Annotated in this window: 16 protein-coding genes; 12 read left to right on the top strand and 4 right to left on the bottom strand. The window is 65.9% G+C overall.

Going from position 1 to position 16724, the window contains the following annotated elements:
* Positions 1-20 precede the first annotated feature (20 nt).
* Positions 21-1106 carry a DUF475 domain-containing protein gene (locus EV641_RS26890; RefSeq protein WP_054713402.1) on the bottom strand — a complete coding sequence of 362 codons (1086 nt, stop codon included), beginning with the start codon at positions 1104-1106 and terminating at the stop codon, positions 21-23.
* 116 nt (positions 1107-1222) lie between these two features.
* Complete coding sequence (locus EV641_RS26895) at positions 1223-1798, bottom strand: TerD family protein (RefSeq protein WP_132476222.1); 576 nt, start codon at positions 1796-1798, stop codon at positions 1223-1225.
* Between the two features lie 241 nt (positions 1799-2039).
* Here EV641_RS26895 and EV641_RS26900 point away from each other — a divergent pair, with 241 nt between their 5' ends.
* The 9 genes from EV641_RS26900 to EV641_RS26940 all read left to right on the top strand — a co-directional run bounded on the left by EV641_RS26900 (position 2040) and on the right by EV641_RS26940 (position 11717).
* Entirely contained in the window at positions 2040-3161 is a 1122-nt protein-coding gene (locus EV641_RS26900; RefSeq protein WP_054713401.1) for a hypothetical protein, read from the top strand.
* Between the two features lie 29 nt (positions 3162-3190).
* Positions 3191-4348, top strand: coding sequence for an HpcH/HpaI aldolase/citrate lyase family protein (locus EV641_RS26905; protein ID WP_132476225.1), 1158 nt, complete (start codon positions 3191-3193; stop codon positions 4346-4348).
* Positions 4349-4365: 17 nt separating this feature from the next.
* Entirely contained in the window at positions 4366-5655 is a 1290-nt protein-coding gene (locus EV641_RS26910; protein ID WP_132476330.1) for a phosphoribosyltransferase family protein, read from the top strand.
* Positions 5652-6758, top strand: coding sequence for a cysteine protease StiP family protein (locus tag EV641_RS26915; protein WP_054719959.1), 1107 nt, complete (start codon positions 5652-5654; stop codon positions 6756-6758). The genes EV641_RS26910 and EV641_RS26915 overlap by 4 nt, the downstream gene beginning before the upstream one ends.
* Positions 6759-6814: 56 nt before the next feature.
* A complete protein-coding gene (locus EV641_RS26920) occupies positions 6815-7612 on the top strand; it encodes an HAD family hydrolase (protein ID WP_132476333.1) in 798 nt (265 codons plus the stop codon).
* A gap of 47 nt (positions 7613-7659) precedes the next feature.
* Entirely contained in the window at positions 7660-8901 is a 1242-nt protein-coding gene (locus tag EV641_RS26925) for a TerD family protein (protein ID WP_132476228.1), read from the top strand.
* Positions 8902-8903: 2 nt separating this feature from the next.
* Entirely contained in the window at positions 8904-10421 is a 1518-nt protein-coding gene (locus EV641_RS26930) for a TerD family protein (protein WP_132476231.1), read from the top strand.
* Between the two features lie 87 nt (positions 10422-10508).
* Positions 10509-11411, top strand: a complete 903-nt coding sequence (locus EV641_RS26935) for a metallophosphoesterase (protein ID WP_132476234.1) — start codon at positions 10509-10511, stop codon at positions 11409-11411.
* A gap of 51 nt (positions 11412-11462) precedes the next feature.
* Positions 11463-11717, top strand: a complete 255-nt coding sequence (locus EV641_RS26940) for a putative quinol monooxygenase (protein ID WP_132476335.1) — start codon at positions 11463-11465, stop codon at positions 11715-11717.
* Between the two features lie 47 nt (positions 11718-11764).
* Here the strand turns inward: EV641_RS26940 and EV641_RS26945 are convergent, their stop codons facing one another.
* Positions 11765-12094: a hypothetical protein gene (locus EV641_RS26945; protein WP_132476237.1), complete on the bottom strand. Its 330-nt coding sequence runs from the start codon at positions 12092-12094 to the stop codon at positions 11765-11767.
* 15 nt (positions 12095-12109) lie between these two features.
* A complete protein-coding gene (locus EV641_RS26950; protein ID WP_132476240.1) occupies positions 12110-13249 on the bottom strand; it encodes an SRPBCC family protein in 1140 nt (379 codons plus the stop codon).
* 135 nt (positions 13250-13384) lie between these two features.
* Here EV641_RS26950 and EV641_RS26955 point away from each other — a divergent pair, with 135 nt between their 5' ends.
* From EV641_RS26955 to EV641_RS26965, 3 genes are all read left to right on the top strand, one after another.
* Positions 13385-13984: a TetR/AcrR family transcriptional regulator gene (locus tag EV641_RS26955; protein WP_132476243.1), complete on the top strand. Its 600-nt coding sequence runs from the start codon at positions 13385-13387 to the stop codon at positions 13982-13984.
* Positions 13985-14100: 116 nt separating this feature from the next.
* Positions 14101-15660: a long-chain-fatty-acid--CoA ligase gene (locus tag EV641_RS26960; protein WP_054716728.1), complete on the top strand. Its 1560-nt coding sequence runs from the start codon at positions 14101-14103 to the stop codon at positions 15658-15660.
* The gene (locus EV641_RS26965; protein ID WP_132476246.1) at positions 15657-16715 is read left to right on the top strand and encodes an MBL fold metallo-hydrolase; all 1059 of its coding nucleotides are present in this window, start codon (positions 15657-15659) and stop codon (positions 16713-16715) included. Before EV641_RS26960 ends, EV641_RS26965 begins: the two co-directional genes overlap by 4 nt.
* Positions 16716-16724: the final 9 nt, after the last annotated feature.

Below are 16724 nucleotides of genomic sequence, written 5' to 3' on the forward strand. Positions count from 1 at the left end.
GCTCCCATCGGTCAGCTCGGTCAGGCGGCTACTTCCGCCTTGGCTTCCTTGCGGTTGCGGTAGATGCTCGATGCGAACGCCGCACCGATCAGCGCGATGCCGACCAGGCCGGTGATGACCTCGGGGACGTGCGTGCCGATCGAGTACAGCAGGATCAGTGCGAGCGCACCGATCGCCCAGTGGGCACCGTGCTCGAGATACACGTAGTCGGCCAGCGTGCCCTTGCGCACCAGGAAGATGGTGATAGAACGCACGAACATCGCGCCGATGAAACCGAGACCCAAAGCGATGATGATCGGGTCGGACGTGATCGCGAAGGCGCCGATGACACCGTCGAACGAGAACGACGCGTCGAGGACCTCGAGGTAGAGGAACAGGAAGAATCCGGCCTTACCAGTGGCCTTGGCCAGGCCCGAGGGGCCGCCGCTGGGCTCTTCGCCTTCCTCCGGCATGTGGAACATCTCGCCGAGACCGTTGACCGCGATGTACGTGATCATGCCGAGCGCGCCGGCGATCATCACGGTCGACACCTTGTCGTCCGGGGCGATCACCGTGGCGGTGATGAGCAGCAGAACGATCGCGATGACGACCTCGAGCTGGTCGAGCTTGCCGGCCTTCGCCAGCGGACGCTCGAGCCATTCCAGCCACTTGATCTCACGCTCTTCGAGGATGAAGTGGAGGAACAGCATCAGCAGGAACATGCCACCGAACGCCGCAATCTGCGGATGCGCGTCGGTGATCAGCGTTTCGTAGCTCGGATCCCCGTTGGAGAAGTAGGCGGCGCCGTCCGGCGGTGGATTCAGTGCCAGGTCCAGTGCAGCGACCGGGCCGAGACCCGACGCAACCCACACGATGAGCAGGGGGAACACCAGGCGCATACCGAACACGGCGATGAGGATGCCGACGGTGAGGAAGATCTTCTGCCAGAACTCGCTCATCCGCTGCAGCACGGTCGCGTTGATGACCGCGTTGTCGAAGGAGAGCGACACCTCGAGGATGCCGAGGATCACGCAGAGGAAAAGTGCCTGAGGGCCGCCGTAGAGGAACGCGACGACCAGAGAAACGACGGTGACGGCGAACGACGCACCGAATATTCGCAGTACCACGAAGCGTGGCCTTTCTTTTCGAAGTCAGGTCTTTGCAGGGTGGTTACTGCAATACGACAGATGCGGATCCGGTCCCCGGCATCGAAGCCCAGGACCGGATCCGATCCGGATGGTTCTTAGACGTTGACGCCGTAGTCGCGGGCGATACCCGACAGACCCGAGGCGTAGCCCTGGCCGATCGCACGGAACTTCCACTCTGCGCCGTTGCGGTAGAGCTCACCGAACACCATGGCGGTCTCGGTGGAGGCATCCTCGCTCAGGTCGTAGCGGGCAAGCTCGGTGCCGTTGGCGCGGTCGACGACGCGGATGTATGCGTTGCGGACCTGACCGAACGACTGGCTGCGGGCGTCGCCGTCGTAGATCGACACGGGGAAGAAGATGGACTCGATGTTCGCCGGAACGGCAGCCAGGTCGACGTTGATGACCTCGTCGTCGCCTTCACCCTCGCCGGTCTTGTTGTCGCCGGTGTGCTCGATGGATCCGTCGGGCGACTTCATGTTGTTGAAGAAGATGAAGTGCTGGTCGGAGACGACCTTCTTGTCGGCACCGGTGGCGATGGCGCTCGCGTCGAGGTCGAAATCGGTGCCGGTGGTGGTGCGCACGTCCCAGCCGAGGCCGACTGCGACGGCAGTCAGGTTCGGGGCTTCCTTCGTCAGGGAGACGTTTCCACCCTTGGTCAAGCTGACGCCCATGCGGGGTCCTTTCGATCGGTCGTCGACGCACCAGGGAGGTACGTTCGGTTTTCGCGCGTGTTCCACCACAGTAATGGGTGGGAATGAAGTACGCTCCTGTCCACTATGCCCAGTGTTGCGGCCCGCGGTAGCGAACACTGAACGACCAGTACCATTCGGTCTTGTGGCGAGCCGATGGACGCGCCGCCTCTTCGGCGGCGGGCACTCCGAAGACCCCGCGGCTCGTCGTGCCCATGACGCGATGGTGGCCGCGTTCCTCGACATGGATCGACGTCAGTCGGTCGCCGAGGCGGGCGTTGCCGAATCTCATGAGCTCGCTCCAGAGCGGAATCTGCTCCGACAGTGGGAACCGATCCGGCAGACCTGCTATCGCGCAGCCGAGGGGTATCTGCAGCTCGCACACACCGAACCCGACCAGGAATTGGCGTCCACCGCCGACTACGAACAGGCCATTCGCCGAATAGGTGACGCAACAAGAATTCTCGATGAATTCTACGAGAACAACCGTGGGCACCTCGAACACATGTCCGCGCTCGCCCAGACGGTTCCTCAACTCGCACATCGAGTTCGGGCCGATGCCCACGTTGCACTCGAGGCACTGCAGGCTCCCGAACGTGCACCGTTCGCGCACTATCGGTCGGTACGCGCCGCCGTCGAAGCCCTCGAGATCGAACTGCGTTCCCTGGACTCCGCTCGCGGCACCGGCGCCTTGCGCACGGGAGCGCACAAGGTCGAGGAAGCCACGAAGGTTCTGCGGCAGGCCCTGACCGACGCACCTGGGCGCCAGAGTGAAGCGCGCAACACCGTGGCGTCGGTCACCACCCGACTCAACGCGGTGCGCACCAGAACAGAGGGCCTTCCCCCAGCTTTTTCGGCTTTGCTGCGTGAATTCAACGCCGCAAGCTCGGCCGACCTGTCCGGCAACGCACAACAGGCCGAGGTACTCCTCGAACGCGCCGGTGCACGCCTCGACGAAGCACGCCGAGCCGCGGACGACGCTCGGCCCGAGCTCGCACTCGATCTCGCCACGGAAGTCCGCATCGATCTCGCTGCCGCCGAGGAACTGGTCGATTCCGTCACCGAACGACTGGCGGCATTGCGTGCCGTCCGGAAGAATCCGGAGGCCAAGGTCGACGAAGTACGGTTCCGGCTGCGTGACGCGCAGCTCCTTGCCGTACAACGTGATCTGACTGCAGAGTGGGGGTCGGTTCTCGATGCCCAACTGGACCGAATCGACAGAGCCGTCGACGCGCTCACCGGAGTCCACCCGGACTACTGGGCCTACGTGCGCGATCTCGATGCGGTATCGGATTTCATCGCCGGGGTGGTGGATCGAATGAGAGGACGGGCCGACGGCCAATGACGGGGGCAACCTACACGAGGACGCAGACCATGCGTCACTTCCGGCACCTGGATCGAACCACGCTCGACAGGTTGTTCTTCCAGGTGCCGCAGCCGTTCGGGGACGGCGATGACCGCGATCGCCTCGCGGTCGCATTGGGTGCCACGCTGTATGTGCCCGCGACACGCGGCAACCTGACCGCGACGGTCCTGCGCCGGGCCGCCGAGGGCGTCACGTCGATGGTCCTCGATCTCGAAGACGCCGTCGCCGACGACGAAGTCGAGCAGGGCCTGAGCAACGCCGTCGCAACCCTCGACGAGCTCGCAGCACAGGGCGACGCCCCGATGCTCCTGTTCGTCCGCGTCCGAACCCCCGACGGCATCAACCGCATCGCGGCCGCCCTCGGCGAAGGTGTGCGGGTCCTCACCGGGTTCGTGCTGCCCAAGTTCACCTCCGGCTTCGGCCGCGAATTCCTCGACGCGGTCACCCGCGCATCCGAACTGCTCCGCAAGCACCTGTACGCGATGCCGGTCATCGAATCCGCCTCGGTCGTGCACCGCGAGACCCGCGACGAAGAACTGCGTGCCATCTCGCAGCTGCTCGCCGAATATCGACCCCATGTACTGGCCGTGCGGGTCGGCGCGACCGACATGTGCGCGACCTTCGGCATCCGGCGCGACCGCGACCTGACCATCTACGACGTGCGCGTCGTCGTCGACGTGATCGCCACCATCGTCAACTACCTCGGCCGCACCGACGGCACCGGATTTCTCATCACCGGCCCGGTCTGGGAGTACTTCGCCGACCACGAACGCATGTTCCGTCCGATGCTGCGCGCCACCCCGTTCGAGGAGCACGACGCCGTGCTGTTCCGACAGCAACTCGTCAGCCGCGACCTGGACGGGTTGTTACGCGAGATCGCACTCGACCGCGCCAACGGCATCCAGGGCAAGACCGTCATCCACCCGTCGCACGTCGCCGCAGTGCATGCGCTGTCTGCGGTGACCCACGAGGAGTACCACGACGCCGTGGACATTCTCGATGCCGACACCGGCGGGGTGCGCGCGTCCGGGTACGGAAACAAGATGAACGAACGCCGACCGCACCGCACGTGGGCACAACAGACCCTGGTGCGCGCGTCGGTGTTCGGGGTCACCAACAAGGGAGTCTCGTTCGTGGACCTGCTGACCGCTCTGGTGGTCCGGTGACCAACACGCTGCAGCCCATGTGGGCAACAGAGGAATTCGGGCTGGCCCTGCACCACGACACCACGTCGACGGGGTACACCGTGCCAGAGCTGGTCGAGCCCGGCCTGCGCCGCAATCCGCGGCGCGCGCACCTGCTGGTCTCGACGGTACTCGGCAAGCACCTGCCCACCGACCCCGCGACGGTGCTGGGCGCGGGCCACCGGCTCGGGCAGCTCGTCGCGGAGACACTCGGACCGGATGTCGCCGACGCGGTGATACTCGGGTTCGCAGAAACGGCAACGGGACTGGGACATTGCGTCGCCGATGCGATCGGGGCCGCCTGCTATCTGCACTCCACGCGGCGGCACGTCCCCGGCGCCGACGTCTTCGCCGGCTTCGAAGAAGGCCACTCGCACGCGACGTCGCACCTGCTGCAACCCACGTCGCCCGAACTCTTCGCGAACCCGGCGCCGCTGGTTCTCGTGGACGACGAGATCTCCACCGGCGCGACAGCGCTCGACGCGATCCGGGCACTGCACCGCCAGCAGCCGCGGGCGCACTACGTCGTGGCGTCCCTGGTCGATATGCGCTCGGACGAGTATCGACTCCTCACTGTTGCTGCCGCCACCGAACTCGGTGCCCGCATCGATCACGTGAGTCTTGCCGGTGGACACACGGAGATCCCCGACGGGCTGACCGAGCGCGTGACGGCGCTACCGGATCCGGAACTGAATCCGGTTTCGCCGCATCGGGGAGAAGCCCGCTTCGTGTCGTTGCCGTGGCCGGGTCATGTTCCCGACGGCGGACGCCACGGGGTACTGAACTCCGACGTCGCGGGATTCGATGCCGCCGTCGAGGCCGCCACCGACGCACTTGCGGGTGTACGCGATGCCACCCGTCCGGCCATCGTGATCGGTCACGAAGAGCTGATGTACCTACCGCTGCGGCTCGCGAACTCACTCGCCTCGCGTGGAACACCGACGCGGTTCCAGACGACAACCCGATCCCCGGCGTATGTCCTCGACGTTCCCGGGTACCCCCTCCGGCGTGGATTCACCTTTGCTGCACCGGAATACATCGCGTCCGATCTCGAGCCTGAGGCGCCCCGATTCCTGTACAACGCGCGGTGGGCCGGCGCCTGCTCGCGACCCGAACTGATCCTGGTGATCGACAGCCCGGCCGACACCGACCGCTTGCGTGCGCCCGGAGGTGTGCTCGACGTGCTCACGGCCGCGGGTGAGGATGTGCTCGTCGCCGTCGTGCCGTCCACGGACCCGCTGACGCTGCGCGAATCCAGGGCAGGCCGCCCCAGGGAGGAAAACAAGTGACCACACCGTTGACCGGACCCGATTTCGGGTCGTACGCAGCCGACGAAGTGCGCTGGCTCCTCAAAGACCTCTCGCACCTGGACCTAGAAGGCGGCATCGCCGAGCGCGAAGCACGGATCCAGGCCGGTCTCGCCCACTACGCCGAGTCACTCCCCGTCGAATACCAACCCGACGCCGCGTACCGGGAACTGTTCGACAAGGCCCTCGCTACTACCGCACCCCGCCTCGCGCAGGCCGTCGGCACCGTCACCGAACTGCTGCTTGCCGAACGCGGAACCGATCTCACGCTCGTATCGCTGGCCCGGGCCGGTACCCCGATCGGGATCCTGATCCGACGCTGGGCGCAGCAACACCACGACCTCGACCTCCCGCACTACGCGGTCTCGATCGTACGCGGACGTGGAATCGACAGGGCAGCACTCGATTACATAACGGAGCAGCACGACCCGAAGTCCGTGGTGTTCGTCGACGGCTGGACCGGCAAGGGCGCCATCGCACGGGAACTCGCGGCAGCGCTCGCCGAGTACGGCGCCTCCGGCGGCCCCACCCTGTCGAGCGATCTCGCAGTACTCGCCGACCCAGGACACTGTGTACGCACGTTCGGCACCCGCGACGATTTCCTCATCGCGTCGGCCTGCCTGAACTCGACCGTGTCCGGTCTTGTGTCGCGCACCGTGCTCAACGACGATTTCATCGCACCGGGCGAGTTCCACGGCGCCAAGTTCTACGTCGAACTCGCCGGCGACGACGTATCCGGAATCCTCCTCGACACCGTGACCGCCGAGTTCGGGGATCGCGGGGCCGCCGTTGCACAGGCCCGGACAATCCTCGACTCCGACCGCGAACCCACCTGGTCCGGTTGGGAATCGGTCGAGCGGATCCGCGCCCAGTTCGGTATCTCGAGCGTCAACTTCGTCAAGCCCGGCGTTGGTGAAACCACACGTGTGCTCCTGCGGCGCGTGCCGTGGAAGGTGCTCGTGCGCGACATCCATGCGGACGAACACACCCACATCCGGATGCTTGCTGCGGCTCGGGATGTACCCGTCGTGGAAGTACCCGACCTCGCCTATTCGTGCATGGGCCTGATCAAGGACATGCCTTGACGAACACCCCGAGCTCACCGGCCACCGCACTCATCGCCACCGACCTCGACCGCACCATGATCTACTCGCGCGGTGCGATGGGGGAGGACCGGTTCGCCGAGGGCGGGCTCCTGTGCGTCGAGTACTACGAGGGCGTGCCGCTGTCGTATGTGTCGGAGGCCGCGGCAATCAGGTTGCGCGGTCTCGCCTCTGCGCTTCCCGTGGTACCCACCACCACCCGCACACCTGCCCAGTTCAACCGGATCGATCTCCCCGGAGGGCCGTGGCCCTATGCGATCACAAGCAACGGGGGCGCGATCCTCGTCGACGGTGAAGCCGATGCGAGCTGGCGGCACAGCATCGACGACGCGGTGCGTGCGTCCTCCGCGAGCCTCGACGACGTCACCACCGAGCTGCGGCGACGCATCTCGGACGAGTGGGTGTCGAAGTTCCGGATCGCCGAGGACCTGTTCTGCTATCTCGTCGTCGATGCCGCCTCGCAGCCCCGCGGCTTCATGAGCGACTGGAGCGCATGGTGCACCGCACACGGCTGGAACGCCTCACAGCAGGGCCGCAAGATCTACACGATGCCCGATCCGGTGTGCAAGAGCCGCGCGGTCGCCGAGGTGCACCGACGGCTCACCGACGCGGGACTGCTCGCCCCTGGCTCCCCGGTGTTCGCAGCCGGCGACGGCGCACTCGACGCCGAGATGCTCGCCTCCGCCGACGCGGCCATCCGCCCGCGACACGGCGAACTCGAGTCCCTCGATTGGCAGCATCCGACGCTCACGATCACGGAACAGCAGGGCATCGCGGCGGGTGAAGAAATTCTCGACTGGTTCACCCGATCGGCCTCCGTGCCGGTGGCTTCGTAAAGTGATCCCAACCGTCCACCTACCGCCGACACAGTGAGGACCTCGATTTGTCCAGCTCGCTCGCCAAAGGCCAGAACGGCCCCCTCAGCGCAAACGACGTCGTCGTTTCCCTGGAACTGACGACACCGGCAGACCTGTCTGCGCTGTTGGTCAAGGCCGACGGCAAGGTCCGATCCGACGCCGACTTCGTGTTCTTCAATCAGCCCACGGGCCCCGGCGTGAACCTTGTGCCGGGCGCGCCCGGGCAGGCCGCGTCGCTGGCAGTGTCGCTGGGTGCGGTGCCGGCCGACATCGAGCAGGTCCGCGCAGTCATCACCCTCGACGACGCGTCGAGCAACTTCGGGCGCTTCGCTCCGCCCACGGCGCGGGTGTCCGACACGAACGGCACCGTGCTGTACGAGTACCGGATCGAGGGTCTGAGCAGCGAGTCCATCGTGATCGCCCTCGAGCTGTACCGCCGCCAGGGTTCGTGGAAGGTCCGCGCCGTAGGGCAGGGGTACGCGGGTGGGTTCGCGGCGCTCGTGACCGATCACGGCGTCTCCGTCGACGATGCGCCTGCACCGGCTGCTCCCGCCGCACCGCCGGCTCCGGCTCGGCCCGTTGCTCCGCCGCCCCCCGCGCAGCCTTTCAACCAGGCGCCCCCGCAGCAACAGTTCAACCAGGCACCTCCCGCGCCTGCGGGTCCTCCCGAGGTGAGCCTGACGAAGAGCCGCCCCGTCAGCCTGGTCAAGGGCCAGAAGGTCACGCTCCGCAAGGACGGCGGCGTCGCGCTGACGTTCCTGCGGATGGGCCTCGGCTGGGATCCCGTCGAGAAGCGGGGGCTGTTCGGCAACCGCGCACCGAACATCGACCTCGATGCGTCGGCGGTGATGTTCGCCGACCAGAACATCGTCGATGTCGCCTACTACGGACAGCTCACGTCGAAGGACGGGTCGATCCAGCACCAGGGCGACAACCTGACCGGTGAGGGCGCAGGTGATGACGAAGTGGTCCTCGTCGATCTCACTCGTATCCCCCCGCACATCAACACGGTGATGTTCATCGTCACCTCGTACAAGGGTCATACGTTCGAGCAGATCCAGAATGCGTTCTGCCGCCTCGTCGACGGCACCACCAACGACGAGCTTGCCCGCTACACGTTGCAGGGCGGCATGCCGTTCACCGGCATGGTCATGGCGAAGGTGTACCGCCAGGGCGGCGAATGGAAACTGCAGGCCATCGGTGAAGGAATCCAGGCCAAGCACCCGGGCGAGGCGGCGCCGCAGCTCGGCCGCTTCCTGGTCTCGTAACCGTGAACGGAGTGTTCTCTGCGGGGCAGAACGCTCCGCTGACAGCCCGGACCGTCCGCTTCACGGTCTCTGCCGCCGTTCCGGTCGACCTGTGTGCGTTCGTGGTCGACGACCGCCTGCAGGTCGCATCGTCGGACGATGTGGTGTTCTACAACCAGCCCCGGACGCAGGGCGTTCGACTCGACGGCAACGCGATCGTCGTCGAGGTGGACGCTCTGCGCGCGGGCGCTCGCGTGCTGTGCGCGGCGGGCACGGCTTCGCCCGTCGCTGTTTCCACGACGCTGACAGATCCTTCGGGTACGTCTCTCGCCACGTTCGAGATGGATCCGTCCGGTGCCGAAACGGCGCTGTTGTGCTGGGAGCTCTACCCGCACAATGGAAACTGGAAACTTCGGGCGCTCGGACAGGGCTACGCAGCTGGCCTCGGCGAGATGTTCATCGCGCACGGTATCGAAGTCGACGACGGCCCCGCGCCGGTGGAGCAACCATCGCAACCTGAACCCCAACCCTCCGCCGTCCCGAGCGGTGTCACACCGTCGTTCGAGTGGTTGTGGAAGATCTTCGAGGACGCCGCACGATCCGCCGCGGCCTACGTGTCGGCCCACGAGTACGCCCAGCACCGCCTCGACGACGAACTCTCCGCGGCCGTCGCCGATCCCGCGACCCGCACCGGTGCCGCAGCCGAAGCCGCACGCGCACTGGCACACCGGAGGTGTGCGGAATTGAACGCTGCCGCAGAGCAACGGCACCATGAGGACACCGCACGGCTCACCGACGAACTCCGTGCAATCGACGCCGCACTGCATGCGTCGTTGGCGTCGTGGGCATCTCCGGCCTGGAACACCCTGCGCACGCAGAGTGACGGAATCCGGGTCGGTGAGCTGTCGGCACCCGAACGCGGAAGTCTCCAGGTGCCGCTGTGTGTGCCGTTGCCGATGCGCCGGCCACTGTGGATCGACGGCGACGACTCAGCAACACAACAGGTTGTCACAGCACTCGCACTGCGTCTGCTCGCCGCACAGCCCGGTGCGCGTATCGACATCGTCGATACTGCCGGAGCTCTCTTAGAACTGCGGGCATTGACCGCTCCCGTACTCGCCGGTCCGCCCGTCCTCGACATCGGCGGTGTCGCATCCAAACTGAAAGGACTGGCCGACAGCGCCGATCTGGCGACCCTCGCGATGTCCACCGACCCGGCTGCGGCGCACGTGGAACCGCGTGTGCTCGTGCTCGCCGGCGTGCCCCACGGGTACAGCAGCGACGACCTCATGCAGGTCATCCGACTTACCCAACTCCCCGGTGCGCAGCATATTTCGATCGTGATCGCCGGCGCAGCCGACACGGTGGTCGAGGACCCGGCTTATCAGATACTGCTCGAGCAATCCCAGCATCTGCCGTCGAGCGCCGATGGGCATTTTGCGGACCCGTGGACCGGAAGCGACTGGACCTTCACGCCCGATGTTGTCCCCGTCGACGCGGTCCTGCTGCAGCGCGTGATCACCACGCTCGGGGCAGTCTGACCACCCCACCGGCAGATTCGGTCTCCGGTCACCCGCACGCAACCTGCTGTACGGCGGTGCGCAGTACGTGCGGCGTTGACTGACTTCATGACCGAGACGTTCCGGATCGCAGAGTATCCCCGCCCCACCCACACGCTCGTCCAGATCAGCGACACGCGCTTCACCGCGGGGTCCGCCCCGCTGCACGGGGTTGTGGATTGCGAGCAGAAACTGGCAGACGTCCTCGACACCGTCGCTGCCACGGGCGTACCCGTCGACACTCTGCTCATGACCGGCGATCTGACCGATGCCGGCGATCCCGGGGCGTACCGACGTCTGCGGGAACTGGTGGAGCCCGCCGCCGCTGCTCTCGGCGCGCCTGTCCTGTGGGCGATGGGCAACCACGACGACCGGGCCGCGTTCCGTGAGAACCTCCTCGATGAGGCACCCACGACCGAGCCGATCGATATCGTCCACGACGTGCACGGCCTGCGCGTGATCTGCCTGGATTCGAGCATCCCCGGCAAGTCTCGTGGCGAGGTGACCGCCGAGCAGGCGCAGTGGCTCGCCGGCGAGCTTTCGTCTCCCGCCGAGCACGGCACCCTCCTCGTGATCCACCATCCGCCGCTTCCCGTCACATCCGAACGCGCCGTGTTGTGGGAACTGTGCGAGCAGTGGCGGCTCGCCGATGCGGTCCGCGGCACGGATATGCGGACCATCGTGTCGGGCCACCTGCATTGCACAGTGTCCGGCATGTTCGCCGGGATCCCGGTGTCCACCGCAACTTCCGTCGCTTATTCGGGCGACCTGTCGGCACCTGCAGACGCTCAGCGCGGCGCTGACGGCGGTGGCGGGTACAACCTGATCCAGATCTACGACGAGACCGTCGTCCACACCGCGGTCCCGCTGCTGGGCACGTTCGCGACGGTCGGGCCGGTGTTCACCCGCAATGACATTGCGGCCGAATTGGAGCGCAAGGGTGTGCACACCCGCGAACGCGCATCTACCTAGAACACGACCCCGAAGCCTCGGATCATGCGGTAGACGAGCCCGTCGGGCGTGATGTGGTTCGGCGGGGCCCTCGCCGAGCCGGGAAATCTGTGGTTCGACTGGTCACGCAGTGTGGACGATCCGAGCGAGTTCGTTCTTGTGGAGGCGTTCCGCGACGGCGACGCCGGGGCCGCGCACGTCGGGTCCGATCATTTCAAGAAGGGACTCGAGGCGATGCGTCCGGCCCTGACCGAGACACCGCGCATCCTCAACATGGAGATCCCGGGTGTCGAGTGGGCACGTATGGGTGAGCTCGAGATCAGCTGAGAGGAACCGGAGGCGGTGCGTACCGCCGGGCGGCGGTACGCACTGTGTCATGGAACCGGTTCGAGCACCGCATCCATGGTTGCAGCCCCCGTATCGGGCACGCGAGCTTGATGCCAAGCCTCGATGGGGAACGAGATGTTGATCAACGAATAGCAGACGTGCAGCAGCCGGGTGGCGTCCTCGGGCAGGTTTTCGAGGTCGAACGTGTCGAGATACGCTGCGGCATCGGCGAGCCGGGGGAGCGCCGCATCGTAGAAAGCCTGCAGTTCGGGCATGGTGCTCTCGAGACGCCGGCCGTAGCGCTGTGCCTCGGTGGGCAGCGCCCAGTCGACCCACGGCTCGAGGTCGGAAAATTCTGCGGGAAGCAACTGTGTCATAACGTCTTTCACTTCCTATCCGGCCGAGCTGGTCGCGGGTTGGCGAGTCTCGACGTAGTCGTCGACGATGCGCTGTGCAGACGTGTGGAGGTGGCGCAGGAGGATCTCCTGATCGCACAGCGGGAATTCTTTCACCACACGGGTTTCGAGCATCTTCTGGGTCGCTTCGAGCGTGTTGGAATCCTGAAGTGCGAATTCCTTGAACGTGACGGCAGCGATCTCCTGACGCAAGCGGTCGGTGGCGTTGCGCGGCGGCGCCATGTACATCGTGCCTTCGAAAGTGTGGCGGTTGTACGCGGTCGGCCAGTAGTGGTAGGTCAGGAACCAACCCGGCTCCCACACGACGAGCATGAAGTTCGGGAAGAACACGTAGGAGTCGAGGCCCCACGAGGGATGTCGAGCAGGGTTGAGGCCGGTGGGGAGATCGGCGAGCCCGGGGATGTCGGGTTTGTCCCACGGCCCGAAGTTGCCGCTGCGCAGGATGCGTTCTGTGGGCTTGACCATCGATGGGTCCTTCGGGGGCGCCATCCCGCCCCACGACGACACCATTCCGTGCGGGCCGTCCACGTCGTAGTGCAGGGCTTCGAACCCGTAGCCCTGGAGTTTCTGCGCTTCCTCCGCCACGTACTGCTTCGAGTGGAGCACGGGAGCGTGGTAGAACTCGGCGAACGCGTCGATGTAGAGCTTCCAGTTGCTTCCCACATCCGACCGGTATGTGAACCGTTGGGTGAATTCGCCGAACGGGAACCCTTCGAGGCCGGCCGCGAACTTGCCCAGGCTCTCGCGTAGCGGGTTCGTGTTCGAGTTGTCGAGGTTGACGAAGATGAACCCTTCCCACACGTCGACCTGAATGGAGGTGAGGTCGGCGGTGGATGGGTCTTCACCGATCGGGAACTGGAAGGCCGATACCTTCCCGTCGGTGCCTTCGGTGACGAGGACGGTGACCTCTGCGATCACGATGTCCTGCGTGTAGCGGTGTTGGTCATTCCGAAGTTGGTTTGTACGACCGACATTGATCCACGAGCGCTTGAAAATTGCCTCGCGTTCGAGCTCGTAGTGTTCGGGGCTGATCGAGTCCTCGTACGACATCGGCGCAGTGTCGATGGCGTAGTGCTCGGTCCAGCTGCCTTCCTCGGGTTTCGGAAAGTGAGACATGTACAGATCCTTCCGACAGGTAGCGCTTGTGCAATGCAATCCCTCGGGCCACACCCGATAACATGACCGGTGGTCCAATTCGACTACAACCGAAGATATGGACCGCCGGTCAACTTGTCAACGGAGGGCTCTGCGATGCTGGACGAACAACCGAGAAAAGAGCGGAGCGACGCAGCGCGGAACCGTCGCGCAATCCTCGACGCCGCCGACGCCCTCCTCGCCGCCCACGGCTCCGAGCATGTGTCCATCGACCAGATCGCGGCAGCAGCAGGAGTCGGCAAAGGCACGATCTTCCACCGCTTCGGATCTCGCGCAGGTCTGATGAGAGAACTCGTGCGGGAACGCGCCCTGGCGCTCCGCGACGCCGTGACCGAAGGGGAGCCACCGCTCGGTCCGGGGGCACCCGCCCCCGAGCGGCTCCTTGCGTATTTCGACGCGATGTTCCAGCTCATCGTCGACAATGTCGAGCTCATGATCGCGTACGACAACTCCACCAGGGAAGTGCAGGAGGACGAGATCAATGTGTTCTGGGCGCGACACATCGCGACGCTTCTGGCGGAAACACGTCCTGACGTCGACGCGACCGTCCTCGGTCGCCTGCTCCTCGGCGCCCTCAACCCCGACGTGATCCTGCAACACATCCGGGCCGGTCAGACCGAACGGCTCGCCCACGCTGTGCACAGCCTCGTCGCGTCCGTCATCGGCGGCCCCCACACCACCGACCGACGCACATAGGTTTGCCCTATCGCTGGATGCGGCCGCAGGACTTTGTCGCCGCCGTCACACCCGTGATCGACTGGGATCCCCCGGACCGGTAGTCCGCGCGGACAGACGTCGATCAGGAGTGGCTTGTGAGCGAACTGCACCTTCCCAACCGCATTCGGCAGCTGGCGATCTCCCAGCCCTCGGCACCTGCAGTCACGGCAGAAGGCGCGACCCTCACCTACGCGGAGTTCGACACGTACACCAACAAAGTGGCCACGGCCCTCGCCGCACTGGCGTCGCCGTCGGGCCGGATCGGTGCGCTACTCCGTATGGGTCTGCCCGGCGCGGCGGCACTCGTCGGTTGCACGAAGGCCGGGCTCGTCTTCACCCCGATCAACTGGCGACTCACCCCTGACGAGATCGCATGGATCGCAACGGACGCGCAGATCGGCGTGCTCATCGTCGAGGCGGACTTCGCCGACGCTGCCCACGCCGTCGCCGCAGCACTGCCGGACGTGCGCATCATCGTCGTCGGTGATTCGGCTCCGGGCGGCGCCAATACATGGGGTCAGCTCGTCGCCTCGGGTACCGACACCGATCCGGGCCTGGGCGACGACCCCGAGACCGCACTCCTCCAGCTCTACACCTCCGGCACCACCGGCAAGCCGAAAGGTGTTGTGGCTGTCCATCGCAACATCTACAACACCCCCGAAGGCCTCGAGCTCTACGAGTTCGGGAACGAGTCGGTGTCGCTGGATGCGCTGCCCCTGTTCCACATCGCCGGCAGCGGATGGCTCAGTACGTCCCTGTCGGCCGGGCTGCACGTGATCCTGCTCGGCGAGATGCGCCCAGCACAGGTGGCAGCGGCCATCGCCGAGTACGGAGTCACCCATGCCTTCCTCGTGCCCTCCGCGATCGGGATGCTCCTCGAACTCCCCGACCTCGACGAGTACGACCTGTCCAGTCTCGAAATCATGGCCTACGGAGCGTCCCCGATCACTCCGGCGCTACTCGAGCGGACCATGGACACTCTGCATTGCAGGCTCGTGCAGCGCTACGGAATGACCGAGACGATGGGGGCACTCACCGCTCTGCGTGCCGACGACCATGACCCGCGTGGGCCGCGGACCCACCTGCTGCGGTCTGCGGGGACGCCACTTCCGGGTACCGAGGTACAGATCCGCGACATCGTCACCGGAGAAGTGCTGCCACAAGGAGAGACCGGCGAGATCGTGTCGCGGTCGCGCAACAACGTCACGGGGTACTGGCAGCGCGACGCCGAGACAGCCGCACTGTGCACCGACGACGGATTTCTGCGCACAGGCGACGCCGGGCACATCGACGAGAACGGCTACCTCTTCGTCACCGACCGCGTGAAGGACATGATCATCACCGGTGGGGAGAACGTGTACCCCGTCGAGGTCGAGGCCGCACTCGCCGAACACCCCGCCGTCGCGGAGGTCGCCGTGGTCGGTCTGCCCGACGAACGCTGGGGCGAGGCCGTCACCGCCGTAGTACGCCTGGTCGACGGCGTCGAAGTACCGACAGAACGCGAACTCGTCGCGTTCACGACCGAGCGGCTCGCGTCGTACAAGAAACCGCAACGCATCCACATCGTCGGGGAATTGCCGCGCAACGCGAGCGGCAAGATCCTCAAGCGCACCCTGCGCGACACCCTCGGGCATCGGGAGGGCTCGACACCATGATCATCACCGAAGACATCGGCATCGTCCAGCGAGAAGCGTGGGCAGCGAACCGACTACCTCCTGTCGAGGAGGTCCGGCCCGGGCTGTGGTCGATTCCCGTCCCGATGCCGCACAACCCCCTGCGCTACGTGCTCTGCTATGCGCTCGCTCTGGATACCGGGCTGGCGCTGATCGATCCCGGCATGGACACCGAGGAGTCCTGGCAAGCGCTCGTCGACGGCATCGCGTCGACGGGTCACCACGTCACCGATGTGCGGTACGCGGCCATCACCCATCTGCACCCCGACCACTTCGGCCTCGCCCCGCGACTGCGAGAGACCACGGGCGCCGCGATCGCAATGCACGCCGCCGAGGCGACCGCGCTCGGACACTTCACCCCGGCGGACGCCGCAGCCGACATCGAGGCGTGGCGGGTGGACCTGACGGACCTCGGCGCGCCACCCGAGGTCGTCGAGGCACCCCGCTTCGATCTCGTCCGCTTCCCTCCCGGCACCTCCGCCGACGTCGTCCTCGAGGGCGGCGACCGCCTCGATCTACCCGGATGGAACATCGAAGCGGTGTGGACCCCCGGGCACACACCGGGCCATCTCGCGTTCGTCGACCGCGACAACGACCTGCTGTTCAGCGGCGACCACATGCTCCCGCGCATCAGCCCCAACATCTCGTCGGGCCCGGGTGAACTCGACTCCCCGCTGAATCGCTACCTGTTGTCGCTGCACGCGACCACCATGCTGCCGGACTGCGAGGTGCTCCCCGCCCACGAGTACCGATTCCGTGGTGTCACCGACCGGGCACGAGAACTGATGGCACACCACGACGACCGCCTCGAAGAGATCCGTTGCGCCGTCGACGCACACCCCGAGTCGACGGCGTGGGAGATCACCACACGCATCACGTGGTCTCGGCCGATCGACGCGATGGATCCGAGGCTGCTCCGCCTCGCCGTCCGCGAGACACAGGCCCACCTCATCGTTCTTGCCGACAGAAATGTCATTCTCTCTGATGGAGGAACTCCTTCTCGATGGAGTCTCGCCACCCCCACCGCCGACCAGTAGCGAAGGAAA

The organism is Rhodococcus sp. SMB37 (assembly GCF_004345605.1).
Lineage (GTDB): Bacteria > Actinomycetota > Actinomycetes > Mycobacteriales > Mycobacteriaceae > Rhodococcus.

What these genes read in the sequence shown, in the direction of transcription:
- EV641_RS26895 (WP_132476222.1), bottom strand. Translation starts at nt 1,798, where the DNA reads ATGGGCGTCAGCTTGACCAAGGGTGGAAACGTCTCCCTGACGAAGGAA.
- EV641_RS26900 (WP_054713401.1), top strand. Translation starts at nt 2,040, where the DNA reads ATGGTGGCCGCGTTCCTCGACATGGATCGACGTCAGTCGGTCGCCGAG.
- EV641_RS26905 (WP_132476225.1), top strand. Translation starts at nt 3,191, where the DNA reads ATGCGTCACTTCCGGCACCTGGATCGAACCACGCTCGACAGGTTGTTC.
- EV641_RS26910 (WP_132476330.1), top strand. Translation starts at nt 4,366, where the DNA reads ATGTGGGCAACAGAGGAATTCGGGCTGGCCCTGCACCACGACACCACG.
- EV641_RS26920 (WP_132476333.1), top strand. Translation starts at nt 6,815, where the DNA reads ATGATCTACTCGCGCGGTGCGATGGGGGAGGACCGGTTCGCCGAGGGC.
- EV641_RS26935 (WP_132476234.1), top strand. Translation starts at nt 10,509, where the DNA reads ATGACCGAGACGTTCCGGATCGCAGAGTATCCCCGCCCCACCCACACG.
- EV641_RS26940 (WP_132476335.1), top strand. Translation starts at nt 11,463, where the DNA reads ATGTGGTTCGGCGGGGCCCTCGCCGAGCCGGGAAATCTGTGGTTCGAC.
- EV641_RS26945 (WP_132476237.1), bottom strand. Translation starts at nt 12,094, where the DNA reads ATGACACAGTTGCTTCCCGCAGAATTTTCCGACCTCGAGCCGTGGGTC.
- EV641_RS26950 (WP_132476240.1), bottom strand. Translation starts at nt 13,249, where the DNA reads ATGTCTCACTTTCCGAAACCCGAGGAAGGCAGCTGGACCGAGCACTAC.
- EV641_RS26955 (WP_132476243.1), top strand. Translation starts at nt 13,385, where the DNA reads ATGCTGGACGAACAACCGAGAAAAGAGCGGAGCGACGCAGCGCGGAAC.
- EV641_RS26965 (WP_132476246.1), top strand. Translation starts at nt 15,657, where the DNA reads ATGATCATCACCGAAGACATCGGCATCGTCCAGCGAGAAGCGTGGGCA.